We start from the raw sequence: 16,261 nt of genomic DNA, 5'->3' as shown, positions 1-16,261 counted from the left end.
CCTTTGTAAAATAGAGTATTTAGAAGTTTAAATCCATAAAACCATTATTTAAAATTCGAAATTCCTTCTTTCAGCCATTGCAGGTATTCTTCGGCACTTACATAACTGATCGTAGGTTTTGAACTATTTAAATTCTTTCCTTCCAAATCTGTTATCACGTATAATGGCTGTGTATTGGTTTTATATTTCGAGATCATAAAGTCGGTCCATTTATCGCCAACGGTTTCGATTTTATCTCCTTTTGCTGTAACATACTGTTCTTCTTTTGGCAAATCACGTTTATCATCAACATAAAGAGAAATCAAGACTACATCATTTTTCAAGATTGGCAAAATCATTGGTTCCGACCATACATTGTTTTCCATTTTTCTGCAATTTACACAAGCATAACCTGTAAAATCCAGCATAATAGGTTTGTTAATTGATTTTGCATAAGCTAAACCATCTTCATAATCATGAAAAACCATGATACCGTGAGGTCCTAGCTCCGCTCCTTCTGGCATCCCTGCAGCAGACACTGTACTACTGGCATTCGAATTTGAAGACCCTCCTACCCCAAACGGACTTTCACTATACTGTGGAGGTGGTGGAAATGCACTAATTAATTTTAAAGGCGCACCCCAAAGTCCCGGAATTAAATACACAGTAAATACCAATGTAAGCAATCCTAAATACAATCTTCCAACTGAAATATGATTTAACGGACTATCGTGAGGCAATGTAATCTTACCGAATAAATACAACGTCAGAGCAGCAAAAATTGCGATCCAGATTGCGATGAAAACTTCTCTTTCCAAAAAGTGCAATTGAAGAACCAAATCAGCATTTGATAAAAATTTAAAGGCCAATGCTAATTCTAAGAACCCTAGAACTACTTTAACAGTGTTCAGCCATCCACCCGATTTCGGTAATGAATTTAACCAGCCAGGGAACATCGCAAACAACATAAATGGTAATGCCAATGCTAATGAAAAACCTAACATTCCAACAATTGGAGCAATTCCGCCGTTCGAAGCAGCTTCTACCAATAAGGTTCCAACAATAGGTCCTGTACATGAAAACGACACAATAGCCAAAGCCAAAGCCATAAACAATATACCAATTAGTCCACCTCTGTCTGCCTGCTGATCTGCTTTATTTGCCCATGAATTAGGCAACATAATTTCGAAAGCTCCCAAAAATGACGTAGCAAAAATGATCAAGATCACAAAGAAAATCAAGTTAAACCAAACGTCTGTAGATAGCGCATTCAATGCATCTGCACCAAAAATCTTGGTAACAATCAGACCTAATATTACATAAATAGCGATAATAGAAAAACCATAGATAATTGCATTTCTTATTCCTTTTGCTCTGCTTTTACTTTGTTTGGTAAAGAAACTTACCGTCATTGGAATCATCGGAAAAACGCAAGGAGTTAGCAAAGCAGCAAATCCTGAGATAAATGCGATAAAAAAGATAGACCATAAACTTCTGGATGTTGCAGGTTTCTGTACATTATCTACAACTTCAGCTGTTGCGTTATCAATTTTCTTCAGTTCTAGTTTTTCCGAAACAGTTGCTTTACTTACTGTATCAACTGCTATCCCGGCAACTTTTGTTTCGTCTAATTTAGATTCAGATACCGCCGCAACAGCATCCATTTTAAAATCTGATGGAATCGCAATCGAGAATTTTTTACTTGAATTGATACAAACTTCTTTACAAACCTGAAAGTCAAAATCAACATCAACCGTTTTTAGATTTGGATTGATAATGGTGATTTCCTGTTCGATATGCGCTTTGCCTTCAAAGAAAGTTTCATTTACCCCAAAGACATCATTAAACGCAGTTTTGGTTTTTCCTTCTTTGGCTTTTCCTACCAAATTATAATTTCCTTTTTGATTTTTAAAAGTAATCTCCAAAGCAAGCGGTCCGCCTTCCGGCGTAAATTGCGAATACATGTGCCAGTCTTTTTCAATCGTTCCGTCAAAAATCAAAACGGCATTATTCCCGGCTCTCTTTTCAATTTTAGAAGTCCATTTTACAGGTTCCAGAATTTGAGCATTCCCTTTTGCAAATGCAAAAATAAGAAACAGTAAAAATACAATGGATTTATTCCAGACACTTTTCGACATCGTCGTTTGATGGTTTTGATTAAGGTTCATTATAATAATTCTATTTTAATTATTTTGTTTGTTGTATTCTCAATTTTAAAACGTTCATCTTGTCTGATTCCTATCACCCATACAATTTGACTATCTGAGCATAAAATCCAAATCTTTTCCTTTTCAATCAGCGACAATTTTTCATCTTTAAAAAGTTTGCTTACTTTTTTAGATTTTCCCTTCATTCCAAAAGGATGAAAAACATCCCCCTCCTTCCATTTACGTAAAATCAGCGGAAATCGGATTTTTTCAGCGTCCACAAATATAGCTTTATTTGAATCTATTGTAATGTCGCCTACCTGACAAAGCCTCAATTTTAAGGGAAAATTAACGTCTTGCTCTCCTTCATTAATTTCAAACACTTCCTGCTCCGATAATTCAGAAATTGGACTTAAAATCAAAGTATCCCTGTTTTTTAACAATCGAAAATCAGCCGAAAACACCTGTTTTCCAGATTGTCCGTCTACCAAATCATAAACATCATTCCAGGCCAAAAAGCCAAATTCATTCAACCATTGGTACAGATACGATTTATAATTGGGAAGCTTTTTGAGCTGATTTAAATCAAAATGAATATCATCCCCCGCTTCTTCCGCTACTTGTTGATAAATCATGATCGAAGCATCCTCAACCATTTCCTGCGATTCCCGCAGATAAGATTGTGTTTTCTGAAAAGCATTTAAAAAGTTCGGATTGATCTCTTTCAGTATTGGAACAAGATCATGACGAATTTTATTTCGAAGGTATTTATTTGACGCATTACTGCTGTCTTCCCGCCATTGAATACTATTTTGCTTGGCATATTCTAAAATTTCTTCTCTGGAAAAAGGCAAAAGCGGACGAATAATTTTATCATTCTCTTCCGGAATCCCTATTAATCCATCCAATCCCGTCCCACGGGTTAGATTGATAATGAAAGTTTCAAGATTATCATCGGCATGGTGCGCTGTTAGAATATAATCGAAATTTTTGGTTTCTAAAAGTTCGTAAAACCAACTGTAACGCAATTCACGAGCCGCAACCTGAGTAGATAGTTTGTAATCTTTAGCAAAAGCTTCGGTATCAAATTGAGTACTGAAAATCGAAATAGCATTCTGATCACAGTACTTTTGAATAAAATCCTGATCACCAAAACTTTCCAATCCACGAAGTTGAAAATTACAGTGCAAAACAGCAATCTTAATGGGTAATTGCTGAAACAAATGCAACAAAACCATACTGTCCAAACCTCCGCTTACCGCCAGAAACAGCCTTTTATCATCCAAAAATGGAAATCTTGCAGCGAGATGATTTTGAAATTTTGAAAGCATTTATAAATGTAAAAATTTAATTCTAATTATGGAGAAAGATTCTTTTATGTTTTAAAACTGTACGAATTTACATTATATTGTTTATCTAAAAACAAAATTGTACGAATTTTATTCTTTTTTAACTTTTATAGTGAATTCCTTGCCCCTCCAATCCCCTGCTTGTCACTAGCTATTTCTAACTTAAGACTTCATGCATCGCTTTGGCTTTTAAGAGACACTCTTCATACTCCTTTTCAGGTATGGATTGAGATGTAATAGCACTTCCAACCGAAAATGAAACATATTTATTCTCCTGATTGTACAGAATACTTCTTATTACGACATTAAAATCAAAATCTCCTTCAGGTGTAAAATAACCAACGGCACCGCTATACAAACCTCGTTTGGTTTCTTCCACGTTCTCAATAATCTTCATAACCGAAATTTTTGGAGCTCCCGTCATACTTCCCATCGGAAAAGTAGTTCTTAAAACATCAATTGGAGCATATTGCGGATCCAGTTTTGAAGTGATAGTAGAAATCATTTGATGTACCTGTAAAAACGAATAAATTTTACAAAGCTCTACTACTTCAACAGAACCTTTCTGCGCAGTATGCGACAAATCATTTCGCACCAAATCGGTAATCATGATGTTTTCAGCACGTTCTTTTGAATCTGATGCTAAAAACTGTTTTGACTTTTCATCTTCGACCGGATCCGAAGATCGTTTTGAGGTTCCTTTTATCGGTTGGGAAATTAAAGTGTCTCCCACTTTTTTCAGATAGCGTTCCGGAGAAGCTGAAAGCAAATATTGTTTGTGATTTTTAAAGAAAACCGAAAACGGAGCTTTTGATATTGCACTTAACTTCTGAAACTTTTCCAGCGGGTTAATTTCGGCATTCTCCGCATAAAACTCCATACAAAAATTAGCCTCATACATATCTCCGATATGGATATGTTCCAGCATTTTTGCAACTTTTTCAATGTACGCTTCTTTTAAAATACGTTGTTTGACTTCAATTCCGCTTAAAGTTTCGAAGCTGTCAAATTTACTTTGAACAATTTCTTCAAAATCCTCTTCAAGCTCATCATCGCAAAGCAGCAAGTATTGTATTTCAAGCTGATTTCCTCTTACTATAAATATTTTTTTAGGCTGAAAGAAAAACAAATCAGGAAAATCCAAACCATCAAAATTAGTGGATGTCAATTTTTCAACATCATTCTTTAAATCATAAGAAAGATATCCAAAAAGCCAGTCTTTAGTGGTTTGCTGGTATTGTTTTAAATCTTCAAAGGCATTATGAAAATCTGTTTTTAAAGAGGTAAAAGCATCTACCGCCAATACAAAATCAAAACTGGAATATTCCAGCGGATAAGAATTACTATCCAAAAAAACAACCTCTCGAAATTGTTGTGACCAGCTTAAAAGCTGCTGTTTAAAATGCTCTGGATCTGAAATATTTTTATATGTGGTAACTCTCAAAAATAGGTAATTTTTAGGCCTCAAAATTACAACAAAAAAAATCCTTCAATAAAATAATACACAAAAAATATTGGCACACTTTTTAGTATATCGAATTAACAAGAATACCCAAACCTTTTCGTGCCTATTCATTCAAAAAATACATCTTAAAAAAAACTCACAATTATTTATGAATCAAATTCTAAAACTTTTATGAAAACAGTTGCAAACCTTGGATTAACTTCCTTAGTGATTATCACTTTATTTTTTTCCTGTAAAAAAGCCGATCCTGCTGCATTCGAAGATAACGCAGCACATCAAACTACCGCAGATAGCACTGCAATCTCTTCGTCGGCAGCTGTGGAGAAAAAAAACAGCACACAAAAATTCATTCGGACTGCCGATATTAAATTTAAGGTTAAAAATGTCGTCAAATCTACTTATGCCATTGAAAACGCAACACAAAAATTCGGAGGATTTGTAATCTACACTAATTTGCAAAGCAACATTCACGATCAGATTAAAACTAAAATTAGTCAGGACAGTACACTCGAAACAACCAAATACACAGTCGAGAACAACATTACGATTCGCGTACCCAATAGACAGCTCGATACCGTTATTAAAACCATAGCCCGACAAATTGATTTTCTTGATTTCAGAGTTATTAAAGCCGATGATGTTTCTTTAAAATTATTAGCCAATCAGCTTTCACAAAAAAGAAGTGCGGTTACAGAGAAAAGGGTAGAAAAAGCAATTGATTCCAAAGGCAAAAAAATCAATGACATTATGGAAGCCGAAAATGCACTGGCAAACCAAAAAGAAGAAAAAGACAATCGTACCGTTGAAAACTTATCCCTGCAGGACCAAATTAATTTCAGCACCATTACTTTGCAGCTATATCAAAACGAAACGGTAAGACAGGAAATAATGGCAAGCGAAAAAAACAGTAATGCTTACAAACCAAATTTAGGCATTCAAATTATTGATTCCCTTAAAAACGGCTGGTATATTCTAGAAACAATCTTCATCTTTATCATTAATTTATGGCCTTTTATTCTGATTGGTTTTGGTGGATTTTTCCTTTACAAAAGATACATTAAGAGATAAGAAAAGTGTTAATAAAACAACAATTTCATAAGAAAAAATTCGTTATATTTGATATAGCATTCTATTTTTCCCAAAATAGAACGATAAAGACTGTAAAGCTCTCCATTTAAAAACTTTAAAATTGTTTTTTTAATTCATTAGAGAGTTCAGATTGTAACGTTTTCCAAAAATAAATTATACTTTTTTAACCCATTAAAAATCTTAAGTATTATGAAAATTGCTACCATTATTGTCCGTGTTTTAATTGGTCTTTTATTACTATTCGCCTCTCTTAGTTTTTTCTTTAAACTGGCTCCGGAACCGGAAACTACCGGTGATTTCAAAGCTTTTAATATGGGACTTGTTGCCTCAACTTATTTATTGCCTTTAGCAAAATCAATCGAGCTTCTTTGCGGAATTGCTTTTGTAACGGGGCGTTACGTAACATTGGCCAATATACTGATCCTACCAATTACGGTAAACATTTTGTTCATTAATTATTTTCTGGCTCCTCAAGGCTTGCCGCTTGCAGTATTGCTATTCCTTGCCAATTTATTTTTAATCTACAGATATTGGGATAATTACAAAAGTGTTTTCACCAAATAATTTATTTTCACCACACCTAAAAATAAACCCGACAAGCAATGGCCTGTCGGGTTTGTTATTTTAAAAGTATCCACACATTGTTTACTAAACTACAACCAATACACCTTGTAATGTCGAATCAATTGCAATTCTATTTTAACTGAAATAAAAAGGACCAAAAAATGGAACCTTAAGCATACCAACATTGTCCTTTTTGACAAACCTGGCTTTTCCCGATGCTTTCCTCCCACTTGTCTTTTGTGACATTATAGCCCCTGTTATTAACCTTCTATCTATCATTAGCATTTAAAGAATACCTGGTAGTTACGTTGTTTAAAATCCCTATTACATTTATAATCTAATCCAACAATTTCAGACTATTTTACTAAATATTTAGGTTTGATCAAAATTAGTATTTTTGACTTTTTTTTTGAGCTTCAGAAATAAAGTATATCCTTAATTCCTCACTCTGTATAAAAACGAAACTACAAACCTGTTTTTCAAATCATTAATCATTTCATCTCACTAAACACAACGATAGAATTCTACCTCTAATTTACAAAATTTTTCCTGAACTTTTTCTTTTTTGGATGCAAATGTTAAAAGAATAAAACTCAATTCTATAAATACTTTTACTAAACAATTATATTTGATTAAAATTTGTCTTTTAAATGAAAAAAAACTTACTGTTCATTTTATTACTCTGTATTAATTTTTCGAGATCACAATCTATAAAATCTGTAGATTCTCTAACCACTGAAATCTGTAAATCATTAGTTCAAAACAAAGTGCTGGACAACGAAATCAGAATTAATACAATCAATAACGCCCACATAACTCCATATCTGGCAAAATTTAAAGACAGTATCGCACAAAGAAGAGCATTTGAACAGTTGTTCTACAGATTACATAAAAACTGTAACGAATTTGTGGCACTTTTTCCAAATGAATCTGAAAAAAGCAGCTGGTCGATGCAGAATGAGAAGCCTCTTGATGAAATATCCAAAGAAGAGTGTAATCGTTTTGATGAATCTTCAAAATATTATTATTTGGAGCATGGAGGTGCGAAAGTAGAGGTAACTTTAAGCGATAATCTATGGATAGAAAAATTTGCAGATAATACATTTTCAAAATTGCATTACAGAAAAAAAGGAAATTGCGGATTTGAACTGGAATTTATTGAAAGTAACAATCTGGCACGAAAAAATTTAAGCATCAAAGGCGACAAATATTTGTACCATTTATACAAAGAAGAGAATGGAACTTACGGTATGTATTTAAAGAATAAAGAAACCTATTATACTTTTACTGTAATTAAGCAATAAAAAAACCGCCAGAAACTTCTGACGGTTTTTAAAATATAATTTTGTCTAGTCCTGAAATAGCGATACACAAAAAGTATCATTATGGAAGTACCTCAAGAAATACGCTATGTAAAGCGTACACAAAAAGACTACTCTATGTCTTTTAAATTACAAGTTGTTCAGGAAATAGAACGCGGAGAACTCACAGCAACGGAGGCTACAAAGCAGTACGGCATCCAATGCAAAAGCACAGTTGTCCAATGGCTTAGGAAATTTGGTAACTTTGATTGGGAAAACCAAACCTCTATGAAAATGGCAAAAACACCTGAACAAAAGATTATGGAGCTTGAAGCTCAAGTCAAACTTTTAGAGAAACAAAAGGCACTCCTGGAAAGACAGGCTTTTGTTGCAGACAAGAAAGCAATCTTATTTGATATGATGATTGATTTAGCGGAAAAAGAATATCATATTGATATCCGAAAAAACTCTGTGCCCGAACAATCACCCATTTCAAAGAAAGAGAACAACAAACAATAGGATTTACCTGTTATTTGTTCGGGATAGACAGACAGGTTTATTATCGAAAAATTAAAAGAACAACAATTAAACAAAATAAAGCTAAAGAAGTTGTTTTAATGGTTAATGATCTTAGGCAATTAATGCCTAGAATAGGTGCTAGAAAGCTCTATTATCTTTTATTGGATCAACTCCATTTGATGAAGATTGGAAGAGATAAATTCTTTGATATACTTAGAGCTAATCATTTATTGGTACAACCTAAACGCAGTTACCATATAACCACAAATTCACATCACCGGTTTAGAAAGCACAAAAATCGAATTTTAGATTTAGAAATAAATCGCCCTGAACAAGTTTGGGTATCCGATATTACTTATATCGGAAAAAGAGATAATCCGTGTTATCTAAGCTTGATCACAGATGCTTATTCAAAAAAGATAATGGGGTATTATGTTGCTGAGAATCTCAATACTCAAAGTAGTTTAAGAGCTCTTAAAATGGCTCTTAAGCAAAGAACGCATAATACATTAACTCTAATCCATCATTCAGATAGAGGTTTGCAATATTGTGCACATGAGTATCAAAAAGAACTTATGAAAAATAAAGTATTATGCAGCATGACCCAAAATTCAGATCCTTATGAAAATGCGATAGCAGAAAGAATTAATGGAATTTTAAAACAAGAATTTATGATCGATAAGTATCATCAAAAAAGAAAAATTACAAACTTAATAATAAAGGAATCTATCAATATTTATAATAATCTCAGACCTCACTATTCTAATTACATGTTAACACCAAATCAAATGCATTCTCAAAATCAAATTCAAATGAGAAGATATAAAACAAAAAACAGTTGCAAGAGGGTTCTTGCAACTGTTTAATTAATTATTTTTATGTAATAATCTGTATCGCTTTTTTAGGACGAGACATTTCACTTAGTTATTATACGTGTAACGCTCTGTTGTCTGTAGCTGCCAAAGCCGCTTCTTTTACTGCTTCAGCAAAAGTTGGGTGTGCATGGCTCATTCTTGAGATATCTTCAGCAGAAGCTTTAAATTCCATTGCAGTAACTGCCTCAGCAATTAAATCTGCAGTACGAGCTCCAATCATGTGAACACCTAAAACCTCATCAGTCTTAGCATCAGCAATAATTTTTACAAAACCGTCAAGATCTCCACTCGCTCTTGCACGTCCTAACGCTTTGAAAGGGAAGCTTCCTACTTTATATTCTGTTCCCGAAGCTTTTACCTGCTCTTCAGTTTGTCCTACAGCAGCAACTTCCGGCCAGGTGTATACAACACCAGGAATTAAGTTATAATCGATATGTGGTTTTTGACCTGCTAAAATTTCAGCAACCATAGTTCCTTCTTCTTCAGCTTTGTGTGCCAACATTGCTCCACGAACAACGTCACCAATAGCGTAGATGTTTGGAACATTAGTTTGTAAATGATCGTTTACTTCTACCTGTCCTCTGTCAGAGATTTTAACTCCTGCTTTGTCAGCGTTCAATCCGTCTGTATACGGACGACGACCTACAGAAACTAATGAATAATCTCCTTCTAAAGTAATCGTTTCTCCTTTTGCATTCTCAGCCTGAACAACAACAGCGTCACCATTTCTTTCTACTGATTTTACTTTGTGAGAAACGTAAAATTTCATTCCTTGTTTTTTCAACACTTTAGTCAATTCTTTAGACAAAGCACTATCCATTCCAGGAATGATTCTGTCCATGAATTCAACTACAGAAACCTGAGCTCCTAAACGAAGGTAAACTTGTCCAAGCTCGATTCCGATTACTCCACCACCAATAATTACAAGGTGTTTTGGAACTTCTTTTAAAGCCAGAGCCTCAGTAGAAGTGATGATTCTTTCTTTATCAATTTTAATAAAAGGCAAAGAAGATGGTTTTGATCCTGTAGCGATTACAGTATATTTTGCTTCAATAGTTTCAGAAGTTCCGTCAGCTTTAGCTACAGCAATGTGTGTTGCATCTACGAAAGAACCTAAACCATTAAAAACAGTAATTTTATTTTTATCCATTAAGTAGTTGATTCCACCTACGGTTTGATCTACAACGGCTTGTTTGCGCGCGATCATTTTCTCTAAATTGATTTTTACATCTCCAGAAACCTCGATTCCGTGATCTGCAAAATGTGCAATTTCTGCATAATGATGAGAAGACGATAATAATGCTTTTGAAGGAATACAACCTACGTTAAGGCAAGTTCCGCCCAAAGAGTTATACTTTTCTACAATTGCAGTTTTAAAACCTAATTGTGCGCAACGAATTGCTGATACATATCCGCCAGGACCTGAACCTATAATGACTACGTCAAATGAACTCATAGTTTGTCTATTTTATTTTTAGCGATACAAAATTAAGGAATAAAGTTTTGTTTAAAGTTTAAATCTCAATGTTTTTTGTGTGAAATTTTACTTAATGTTTTGCTTAAGATTTGACTGTCGGGTGCGCAAAGATTTGACAAGTTTAGTTTGATTTTTTTTTGCTCGCAAAGGCGCTAAAGCGCAAAGTTTTTTGACCACTAATTGCACAAATTCGCTCGAAGTTTTTTTGTCTCTCGCAGATTTTGCAGATCACACGGATTTTTTTAGCTCGCGAAGACGCGAAGACGCAAAGTTTTTTTAGTAATGAAAACTGATTTTGAAAATCACGCAAATTCTCTCGAAGTTTTTTGTCTCTCGCAGATTTTGCAGATCACGCGGATTTTTTTAGCTCGCGAAGACGCGAAGACGCAAAGTTTTTTTAGTAATGAAAGCTGATTTTGAAAATCATGCAAATTCTCTCGAAGTTTTTTTGTCTCTCGCAGATTTTGCAGATAATGTGAATTCTTCTAATTCTTATAAAATCGCGAAAATGTAAAGACTCAACTTTGAATTGCCTCCAGTTTTAACTGGAGATATTGATAAGAGAACAAAAAGAAGGCTTTAGCCAAACAATACATTTTGGCTAAAGCCCTTTTCTATGTAATCTTAAACCTCCAGCTGAAGCTGGAGGCAATTCACGATACATTTAAAAAAAAAATAGCCACTTCTTTTCACATGAAAGAAAAATAATTAAATTGGCGAGGCTTTAGAAACAATTCTAAGAATACACAAAAGATAAGTAATGGGATTATTTGACATATTTAAAAAAAAGAAAACGGAATCGACGTTTCCAGAGAATGAACTAGAAAAATGTTTAATGCAAGCAACATCAAGTTTTTCTGCACAAAAGGTATTTTATCAAAAAATGTTATGGAGTCAATTGTTTATATTGACAAACGAAAATTCGATTTCAGAAATTGGAGATCAAACTACAGAAAATGATACAACTGTTCAGTGTGTTACTTTTGAAAACGGTCAAATTCCAATCTTTACATCAGTAAACAGAATATTTGACAAAGGCATAATAAAAAAAATGATTCCACATCTCAGTTTAAAAGGACAAGATTTGTTTAAAACCTTAAATGGGGCAACATTTATACTAAATCCTTACTCAGATTTTACAAAAGAATTAATTCCAGAAGAAATTGAAAATCTTTTAAATGGCACAATCTATAATAAAATTGACGAGCAGGAAGTTGAGTATAAAAAAAATCAACAATTCAATCAAATCTTTGAGCAAGCTGGAAAAAAACAAGAAGGACTGATTGTTTTAGACGGATATAGAAAAAAAGAATTGAAGGAAACCGAAAAGTTAAAGCTTGAAGACTCTATAAAAGACTTCAAAAAATGCCTTGAGATAGTTCCAGAGCATTGGCAAAGTATGGTATTAATCTCAAAAGCGTTTCAAAGACTGGAAAGACACGAAGAAGCTCTTGAACAATTGGAATTAGCTTTTAAACTTGAATTAGAAAACCATATAATCCCTATGGAAGCATCGCTGGAAGCTATGCATTTGAAAGACATCGAGAAAGCAATATTTTATTCTGAAGAATCTCTAAAAAGAAAACCCAATGATTTTACACTATTGGGTAATCACGCAATGACCTTACTTGTTACTAAAAGAGACCAAGAAGCAAAAGAAACAATTGATTTAGCAATTAAATTACAGCCAAATGATTCTATAAATAAAAATATTGAATCTATTATAAGAGACGTTATAGCTAAAAAACGGGAACGACCGACTTTTGAAGATGCTGTTAGATAAAACTGCCAAATAATTAAAACATTTCTAAAAACATAGCAGCATGGATTAGATTGGACTTTGGATTGAAGATTTGCTTGTATAAAAGCTTAGTATAATTTTTATTTTTTTTTGCGACTCTGCACTTTTGCGAGACTAAAAAAACAACAGCTTAAATCTTAGTATACTAAAAAAAAATCAGAAACTTAGTAACTTTTAGATCCTTAGCGAAGTATTTTTGTCTCTCGTAGATTTTGCAGATAATGCAGATTTTTTTGCTCGCGAAGACGCGAAGACGCAAAGTTTTTTTAGTAATGAAAGCTGATTTTGAAAATCACGCAAAGTCTCTCGAAGTATTTTTGTCTCTCGGAGATTTTGCAGATAACGCGGATTTTTTTAATTCTTATAAAATCGCGAAAATATAAAGATTCAACTTTGAATTGCCTCCAGTTTTAACTGGAGATATTGATAGGAGAACAAAAAGAAGGCTTTAGCCAAATAATACATTTTGGCTAAAGCCCTTTTCTATATAATCTTATAACCTCCAGCTGAAGCTGGAGGCAATTCAAAAAAGAAATTAGAATCTTAGATATTCATTAAGTTTTAGAAGCACTGTTGTACATTTCTATGAAAAACCTTTGTCCCTTTGAATCTTTAAACCTCTTTTTTAAGGTTTTCTTTGGGGATTTCTTGATGTATGAAAAACAGAATAGATGATTACTTCATTTCCAATAATTTCATAAATAATTACAAATGGAAATTTTACCAAAGTTAATTCACGATAACCAGGTTCTTTTTTTATTTGAAATAATTCTGGATGTGTTTTTAAAACCTGCAGAGATGTTTTTAAGTAAGATAGAAATTGCTTTCCTAAACCTTTACTCCTACTTTCATAAAATTCAATAGTTTTATCAATTTCATTTTCAGCTAAGCGTAAAATTTTAATTTTAAAAACCATACTTAGCATTCAAACGTTGTTCTACTTCTTCCCATGAACTCGCTTCATTCTCCCGTGAAAGATACTTTTCTCTTTCTTCAGCAACAAGATCATAATGAGAATCAGGAACAATTGATTTCTTTTCATCATAATTTAGAGCATCAAAAACGCTTTCTAAAATTTCTAATTTAGAATCATCTTCAATAAATTTTCCGAAATCTTTTATAAGCTTAAGCCTTAATTCTTTTGTCTCCATTCTAAAATGTATTTGATTCAAATTTAAGCTATTTTAGTTTTGAAATGTGTTAATGTTATGGTTTATACATACAGCCCGAAAAGTTTCTGATTTATTATTTCTAATTTTGAAGATGCCAAAGTAAACGTTCTATCGGATTTTGCAAATAACGCGGATTTTTTGCTCGCGAAGGCGCAAAGGCGCAAAGTTTTTTTGAATAATTAATATTAGAAACTTCCTGCTGAAAATGAGAGAATTCAATAAAAAGCTCTGTGTCTCTTAATCTCTCCTTGACTAAAAAACTCAGGGCCTTAGCAACTCAGAACCTTAGCAACTTACCCCTCTTAGAACCTTTAAAAAATCACCGTTGAATTCTTAACCTCGCTAATCATGAACATACTTTGGGTACTTCCAATGTGTTGCAAATTTGTGAGTTTAGTAACCAAAAATTCTCTGTACGCTTCCATGTCTTTGACTAAAACTTTCAAGATATAGTCGTAATCACCGCTTACGTGGTGGCACTCTAAAACTTCATTGAGTTTGATGACTTCGCTTTCAAATTTAGTGAGGAATTCTTTGGTATGCTGAATGAGTTTTAAATGACAGAAAACCACAAATCCTTTTTCGATTTTAGTTTTATCAACCAATGCTACATAGCTTTTGATGATTCCCTCACGCTCTAACTTTTTAATCCGTTCGTAAACTGCTGTGACAGACAAATTGAGTTTTAGGGACAATTCTTTGGTTGTCTTTTTACTATCGGTTTGCAATAAAACCAGCAGTTTTTTATCGGTAGTATCTAAAGTCATTTCGTTGAGGATTAGTGTATTTGGTTTGTTGTTAGTGGTTTGTTGTTGATTGTTAAAGTGAAAGAAAATCTATTAAATTATCTTTTACCAATCAAATTTAGATTAAAAATCATAACAAACACATTTTTATAGTTTTAAAATCTAATTACATGTTCTACAGTTGATTATTTTTCTAATTAAGTCTTATTTTGAGTAGATTTTCTTTTGAAAACGAAAGCCCTAGCCCTGATGGAAGTGAAAATCCTTTTGTGTCCGCCGCGGCGGACGCAAAAGATTGAAACGGACAGCAGGAATTAGCTTCTGAGAATTTCAATGTCAATTTCAATGTCAATTTCAATGTCAATGTCAATGTCAATGGGAATTTCAATGTCAATTTCAACAAATCACAAACCACAAACAATAAACAATTAACCACTAACTATAAACTATTTAAAATGAAAAACTTTAATCCAGCAGACAAAATCCAGGATTTACAATACTTTGGGGAATTTGGAGGGGTGAATCCATCGATTTCCGATTCTTCTACTTATACTTTTCTTTCAGCCAAAACTATGTTTGATACTTTTGAAGGGAACATGGAAGGCTGCTACTTATATTCGCGTCATTCATCGCCTAGTAATTTGTATCTGGATCAGGCTTTGGCAGCTATGGAAGGAACAGAAACTGCAAATGTATCGGCTTCAGGAATGGGAGCTATCACACCTACCTTGTTACAACTTTGTGGTGCTGGCGATCATATTGTTTCGAGTAGAACAATTTATGGCGGAACCTATGCTTTTTTAAAGAATTTAGCTCCGCGTTTTGGAATTGAAACCTCCTTTGTTGACATTACCAAACTGGAGGTGGTAGAAGCTGCTATTACCTTGAAAACAAAAGTTTTGTATTGCGAAACCGTAAGTAATCCATTGTTGGAAGTAGCCGATATTGCAGGTCTTGCAAAAATTGCTAAAAAATACAACCTGAAATTAGTCGTCGATAATACGTTTTCACCATTATCGGTTTCTCCGGCAAAACTGGGAGCCGATATTGTAATTCATAGTTTAACCAAATACATTAATGGAAGCAGTGATACTGTTGGCGGCGTAACCTGTGCTTCGAAAGAGTTTATCAATTCGCTGAAAAATGTAAACTCCGGAGCAAGTATGCTGCTAGGCCCTACAATGGACAGTTTGCGATCGGCTTCGGTGATGAAGAACCTGCGCACGCTTCATATTCGCGTCAAGCAACATAGTCATAATGCACACGTTCTGGCCGATAAATTTGAAAAAGACGGCTTAAAAACGGTTTACCCAGGCTTAAAAAGCCACCCAAGTCACGAATTGTACAAAACAATGATTAATCCGGAATATGGTTTTGGAGGTATGATGACAATTGACGTTGGGACTTTGGCAAAAGCCAATGAACTGATGGAATTAATGCAGGCCAGAAATTTGGGTTATCTGGCAGTAAGTTTAGGTTTTTACAAAACACTATTCAGTGCACCGGGAACTTCGACTTCGAGCGAAATTCCGCTAGAAGAACAAGCCGAAATGGGTCTAACAGACGGCTTAATTCGTTTCTCTATTGGTCTTGATAATGATATTGAGCGCACTTATGAAATGATGAAGGCTTGTATGATTGAACTTGGGATTTTGAATTCCACAGAGATTCGCTAAGTTCTCTTCTGTAAGCAACTTAAAGTTTTTTTTTTACACAGATTATAGCAGATTTTCTTTTTAGATTATAAATAGATTCACACCGATCTGCTTAGATCTTT

14 protein-coding genes are annotated in these 16,261 nt (G+C 33.8%); 7 read left to right on the top strand and 7 right to left on the bottom strand.

The features are described from left to right. Positions 1-44: 44 nt before the first annotated feature. The 3 genes from OGZ34_RS10805 to OGZ34_RS10795 form a co-directional block, all read right to left on the bottom strand. A complete protein-coding gene (locus OGZ34_RS10805; RefSeq protein ID WP_263363021.1) occupies positions 45-2,147 on the bottom strand; it encodes a protein-disulfide reductase DsbD family protein in 2,103 nt (700 codons plus the stop codon). Further along, on the bottom strand, positions 2,147-3,457 hold the full coding sequence (gene tilS / locus OGZ34_RS10800; RefSeq protein ID WP_263363020.1) for a tRNA lysidine(34) synthetase TilS: 1,311 nt from the start codon (positions 3,455-3,457) through the stop codon (positions 2,147-2,149). The genes OGZ34_RS10805 and tilS overlap by 1 nt, the downstream gene beginning before the upstream one ends. Before the next feature lie 175 nt (positions 3,458-3,632). Further along, entirely contained in the window at positions 3,633-4,919 is a 1,287-nt protein-coding gene (locus OGZ34_RS10795) for an anthranilate synthase component I family protein (RefSeq protein WP_263363019.1), read from the bottom strand. A 192-nt stretch (positions 4,920-5,111) separates the two neighbouring features. Between OGZ34_RS10795 and OGZ34_RS10790 the strand changes: the two genes are divergently transcribed. From OGZ34_RS10790 to OGZ34_RS10770, 5 genes are all read left to right on the top strand, one after another. After that, on the top strand, positions 5,112-6,008 hold the full coding sequence (locus OGZ34_RS10790) for a DUF4349 domain-containing protein (protein ID WP_263363018.1): 897 nt from the start codon (positions 5,112-5,114) through the stop codon (positions 6,006-6,008). Between the two features lie 210 nt (positions 6,009-6,218). Next, positions 6,219-6,593, top strand: coding sequence for a DoxX family membrane protein (locus tag OGZ34_RS10785; protein WP_173967365.1), 375 nt, complete (start codon positions 6,219-6,221; stop codon positions 6,591-6,593). Between the two features lie 650 nt (positions 6,594-7,243). Beyond that, the gene (locus tag OGZ34_RS10780; protein WP_263363017.1) at positions 7,244-7,897 is read left to right on the top strand and encodes a hypothetical protein; all 654 of its coding nucleotides are present in this window, start codon (positions 7,244-7,246) and stop codon (positions 7,895-7,897) included. An 81-nt stretch (positions 7,898-7,978) separates the two neighbouring features. Further along, on the top strand, positions 7,979-8,413 hold the full coding sequence (locus OGZ34_RS10775) for a helix-turn-helix domain-containing protein (protein ID WP_263360326.1): 435 nt from the start codon (positions 7,979-7,981) through the stop codon (positions 8,411-8,413). 14 nt (positions 8,414-8,427) lie between these two features. Next, positions 8,428-9,279 carry an IS3 family transposase gene (locus OGZ34_RS10770; protein ID WP_217427675.1) on the top strand — a complete coding sequence of 284 codons (852 nt, stop codon included), beginning with the start codon at positions 8,428-8,430 and terminating at the stop codon, positions 9,277-9,279. Between the two features lie 61 nt (positions 9,280-9,340). On the opposite strand, the gene lpdA is transcribed toward OGZ34_RS10770, so the two are convergent. Next, entirely contained in the window at positions 9,341-10,744 is a 1,404-nt protein-coding gene (gene lpdA / locus OGZ34_RS10765) for a dihydrolipoyl dehydrogenase (protein ID WP_095383995.1), read from the bottom strand. Between the two features lie 781 nt (positions 10,745-11,525). On the opposite strand from lpdA, the gene OGZ34_RS10760 reads away from it, so the two are divergent. Continuing rightward, positions 11,526-12,548 carry an SseB family protein gene (locus tag OGZ34_RS10760; protein ID WP_263363016.1) on the top strand — a complete coding sequence of 341 codons (1,023 nt, stop codon included), beginning with the start codon at positions 11,526-11,528 and terminating at the stop codon, positions 12,546-12,548. 643 nt (positions 12,549-13,191) lie between these two features. Here the strand turns inward: OGZ34_RS10760 and OGZ34_RS10755 are convergent. From OGZ34_RS10755 to OGZ34_RS10745, 3 genes are all read right to left on the bottom strand, one after another. Then, positions 13,192-13,482 (bottom strand): type II toxin-antitoxin system RelE/ParE family toxin, encoded by a 291-nt coding sequence (locus OGZ34_RS10755; RefSeq protein ID WP_263363015.1) that lies wholly within the window; start codon positions 13,480-13,482, stop codon positions 13,192-13,194. Then, positions 13,472-13,717: a hypothetical protein gene (locus OGZ34_RS10750; RefSeq protein ID WP_263363014.1), complete on the bottom strand. Its 246-nt coding sequence runs from the start codon at positions 13,715-13,717 to the stop codon at positions 13,472-13,474. Before OGZ34_RS10750 ends, OGZ34_RS10755 begins: the two co-directional genes overlap by 11 nt. Before the next feature lie 332 nt (positions 13,718-14,049). Further along, the gene (locus OGZ34_RS10745) at positions 14,050-14,505 is read right to left on the bottom strand and encodes an Lrp/AsnC family transcriptional regulator (RefSeq protein ID WP_263363013.1); all 456 of its coding nucleotides are present in this window, start codon (positions 14,503-14,505) and stop codon (positions 14,050-14,052) included. Between the two features lie 434 nt (positions 14,506-14,939). On the opposite strand from OGZ34_RS10745, the gene OGZ34_RS10740 reads away from it, so the two are divergent. After that, positions 14,940-16,160, top strand: coding sequence for an aminotransferase class I/II-fold pyridoxal phosphate-dependent enzyme (locus OGZ34_RS10740; RefSeq protein WP_263363012.1), 1,221 nt, complete (start codon positions 14,940-14,942; stop codon positions 16,158-16,160). Positions 16,161-16,261: the final 101 nt, after the last annotated feature.

Origin of the sequence: Flavobacterium collinsii (assembly GCF_946903285.1) — a bacterium.
In the GTDB taxonomy this organism is placed as follows: domain Bacteria; phylum Bacteroidota; class Bacteroidia; order Flavobacteriales; family Flavobacteriaceae; genus Flavobacterium; species Flavobacterium collinsii.
This window is presented reverse-complemented; position numbering and strand designations above follow the sequence as displayed.

Coding starts and splice junctions, on each gene's coding strand:
- OGZ34_RS10785 (WP_173967365.1), top strand. CDS start 6,219: ATGAAAATTGCTACCATTATTGTCCGTGTTTTAATTGGTCTTTTATTA.
- lpdA (WP_095383995.1), bottom strand. CDS start 10,744: ATGAGTTCATTTGACGTAGTCATTATAGGTTCAGGTCCTGGCGGATAT.
- OGZ34_RS10740 (WP_263363012.1), top strand. CDS start 14,940: ATGAAAAACTTTAATCCAGCAGACAAAATCCAGGATTTACAATACTTT.
- OGZ34_RS10805 (WP_263363021.1), bottom strand. CDS start 2,147: ATGAACCTTAATCAAAACCATCAAACGACGATGTCGAAAAGTGTCTGG.
- OGZ34_RS10755 (WP_263363015.1), bottom strand. CDS start 13,482: ATGGTTTTTAAAATTAAAATTTTACGCTTAGCTGAAAATGAAATTGAT.
- OGZ34_RS10760 (WP_263363016.1), top strand. CDS start 11,526: ATGGGATTATTTGACATATTTAAAAAAAAGAAAACGGAATCGACGTTT.
- OGZ34_RS10775 (WP_263360326.1), top strand. CDS start 7,979: ATGGAAGTACCTCAAGAAATACGCTATGTAAAGCGTACACAAAAAGAC.
- tilS (WP_263363020.1), bottom strand. CDS start 3,457: ATGCTTTCAAAATTTCAAAATCATCTCGCTGCAAGATTTCCATTTTTG.
- OGZ34_RS10750 (WP_263363014.1), bottom strand. CDS start 13,717: ATGGAGACAAAAGAATTAAGGCTTAAGCTTATAAAAGATTTCGGAAAA.
- OGZ34_RS10790 (WP_263363018.1), top strand. CDS start 5,112: ATGAAAACAGTTGCAAACCTTGGATTAACTTCCTTAGTGATTATCACT.
- OGZ34_RS10745 (WP_263363013.1), bottom strand. CDS start 14,505: ATGACTTTAGATACTACCGATAAAAAACTGCTGGTTTTATTGCAAACC.
- OGZ34_RS10780 (WP_263363017.1), top strand. CDS start 7,244: ATGAAAAAAAACTTACTGTTCATTTTATTACTCTGTATTAATTTTTCG.